Below are 3000 nucleotides of genomic sequence, written 5' to 3' on the forward strand. Positions count from 1 at the left end.
CTTGTTATCATCATAAATACTGATTTTAAGGGATTTAACTACTAGTAAACTTAACAACTTCTATATATTTTACACTATATAGGACAGTAAATGGACAGTGACAGCATAATTGAAGAGTGAACAAAAAGAGGTATAAAAATACCTCTTTTTTGTATAACTAACTATTTTTAGAACTTAGTTGAAACAATATTGTCTCCCCTTCCATAAATAAAATAGAAAATCTACTTAAAGGTAAGACTTTTATCACTTACGAAAACTTTAAAATATTTGAACTGTGTATCTGAATCTGGAATCGAAAATTCGAAGCTTTTTTTTGTTCTATTTTTCCATGTATCTTCTGGTTCAAAGGATCTACCAAGATAAGGCCTATTATCTTCATCATAATATAAAATTTCAATATATATGTGTGTAATGTCATGACCTGTAGTATTTTCAAAATTCCCTATGTAGCGCTTCTCTTTTTCCGATACACCTGTGACCTCTTCAACTACGAAGTTTTTGGGGTCAAAAGTATCTACTAATATTCCGTAAACTCTATTAAATTCTTTCACAGATTTACCAGATCTCAATATACTATCTAGAGAGTTTTTATCTTGAACAGGAATTCCGACTATTGAGTTAATATCTAGAAGCAATTCATAACGTTTCCTTTGGTATTTATTCCATTCTCTTACAAAAGTACTGTCCACTAAATCTTGATTTTCTATAGCTTCTCTTTCATTCCTTTGGATGTTAATATATGTGTTAGCTAGTCTCTTTAACTTAGGATTTTTAAATTTCCTATTTTTATACTGTTCAATTTCAATTAATTCATAATCTATATAGGATTTATAGTCTTCAATTTCCTGTTCATCATCATCCTTTTGGGCAGTAACTTTCCAACGTTCATCTAATCCTGTTGCCAATGAAGTTATGAATTTACTATCATAAGTCTTATTCCTGTTATCGATTGATTTAAATATAGATATTAACAAAAGTATTAGTAATACAGGTATTAAGGATACCCTTAGTAGTTTTTTTAGCAAAGTCCATCCTCCATTTCTATCATTCCATTTATTGTATTGATCCCCTGATTACTATCACGATTGGAAATACCTTTTAAGTGACTACGCAAATATAGATACTTTTTTATACCAAATTTCATTTAGGTGTATTTTTTGTTTTTAGTTCATTTTATCTTCTTCAAAGTGACCAACACCGTCTTCAACAACAAATATACAAGTCACATCAATACTTTTCCCTTCTTCACTATAATAATTACCTAGTATTTCATAGTTTCCATCAGAAAATGAGCCTTTGGGCAAAGATAAGAGTTTCATTTTAAAATAATCGATATGCTCTCTCGAAGATGACTTGCTAGCGTTAGGATTCAGAGAAGCAAAAATACAATCCAAATGAAGACTCACTGCTTTACTCTTCATTAAATTTTTAGGTCTAATATTATAAAAGCCAGCCGCTTCAAAGTCTCCATTATCACGATTCCTGACTGCCTGTGAAAGAATAGTAGCGTAGATTTTTTCTCTAGATACTGGCTCAAATTTATAACTATAATCAAACGTCACTTGTCTGTCAAATAGTTTATTAATTTTATTGGCAACATCTTTTTTGATTTCATCTTCTTCTCGTTGAAAACCTGGTCTCATTTTATAAACATCTAACAAGAAACTAAACTCGTTGAATTTAACAGTATCAAACAAGTCTTTTTCTTTGTCATTGAGCAATGCTTCGATCTTTGTAGATAACGGAGGATAAAAATCTGAAATATGCTCACCATTATATTCTCGTATATCTGCTCTAAGATTCTTATCTAACAAATATCCATCAGAAAATCTCTCAGTATAATTCACTTCAACAACCGTACCGTGAAATGCTTCAATTTCTTTATATGTCCCAATTACTTTTACATTACCTTTAAGACCCAGCGATTTAAATCCTTGTACGACATTATTACTCCACTGATGCCCTTTTCCACAAAAAGTCACTACTATAAAGAAAATTAAGCTCACAATGGCAACTATTCCAATAATTATATATCTTTTCGACTTCATGTCACTGTTGCCTCCCACTATATTAATCTATTTTTCAAGGTCCCCCATTCCATAACTCGAACTCTTCTAAAATCATTATACTATATACAGACATTTTTCACTCATCTTCTTCAAATGAAAAATGTCACCAGATTAATAGGAACTGACTATCAAAAGTGAAATTTAAGTAAAACATCCTAGTCCCACATCCTTATAATTTTCAATTCTACTACTTTTTTATTTCGGAAGAATTGGCAGCTATTCTTTAACCGTAAAAAAAAAACACTTTGCAAACTGCAAAGCGTTTTCGTTTATAATCTGCTGTCTAGTAATGTTTCGCAACTCTACTATAACGGATTTATTCCTTTTTGTGTTTACAAAACTTATTTTACACTACCATAATCAACGTCCTGGCCAAGAGATATTTTTTTCTTTATTTTTACTGAGGTAAATAAGGGTTCAGCACGAATCAACGCAAAAGAAAGAGGCTCACAATAAAAATACCCCAAAGTTAGACAAATGAAATCTAACTTTAGGGTGTTTTTATTATGAAAATGACTTATGAGGATAAAGATCTTATCTATGAACCGAGAAAACAAGGGGAGAGCTTTAAACAGCTTTTAAATCAAGTTGAGATAAATATGCTCTCTTATTCTCTAATTAAACCTACTTCGGTAAAGTAGATTAAACAACCACTGAAGGTTAATTAATGGTTTTGGTTGAGCATCAATCACTGGTTGGACGGTCTCTCTAATTTCTTTTTGGACTTTTCGTTGATTATACTTAATCTTATGATAATGTTCATCAAAAGCATGTTGGAGAGAAAAATTACGATTAAAAATATAACTTTCACCTGAGTTCGGGTAAAAGACTAGAGTACCATCTAAAAAACCTAATACAGACGATTCTGTTCCTTTTTCTCTAGTTATAGCGTACGACCCATCATCATCATAGCTAATACCTTCTATTTCCG

Annotated in this window: 2 protein-coding genes and 1 pseudogene; all 3 read right to left on the reverse strand. The window is 31.0% G+C overall.

Translation table 11 applies throughout. The features are described 5' to 3' along the window. Positions 1 to 221 precede the first annotated feature (221 nt). Positions 222 to 1025, reverse strand: a complete 804-nt coding sequence (locus HMPREF2867_RS07760) for a hypothetical protein (protein WP_070576916.1) — start codon at positions 1023 to 1025, stop codon at positions 222 to 224. Positions 1026 to 1163: 138 nt separating this feature from the next. Next, positions 1164 to 2048 (reverse strand): hypothetical protein, encoded by an 885-nt coding sequence (locus HMPREF2867_RS07765; RefSeq protein WP_070576919.1) that lies wholly within the window; start codon positions 2046 to 2048, stop codon positions 1164 to 1166. A gap of 635 nt (positions 2049 to 2683) precedes the next feature. After that, positions 2684 to 3000 (reverse strand): annotated as a pseudogene (locus tag HMPREF2867_RS11460) (hypothetical protein); the annotation flags it as partial.

Origin of the sequence: Streptococcus sp. HMSC064H09 (assembly GCF_001812625.1) — a bacterium.
Lineage (GTDB): Bacteria > Bacillota > Bacilli > Lactobacillales > Streptococcaceae > Streptococcus.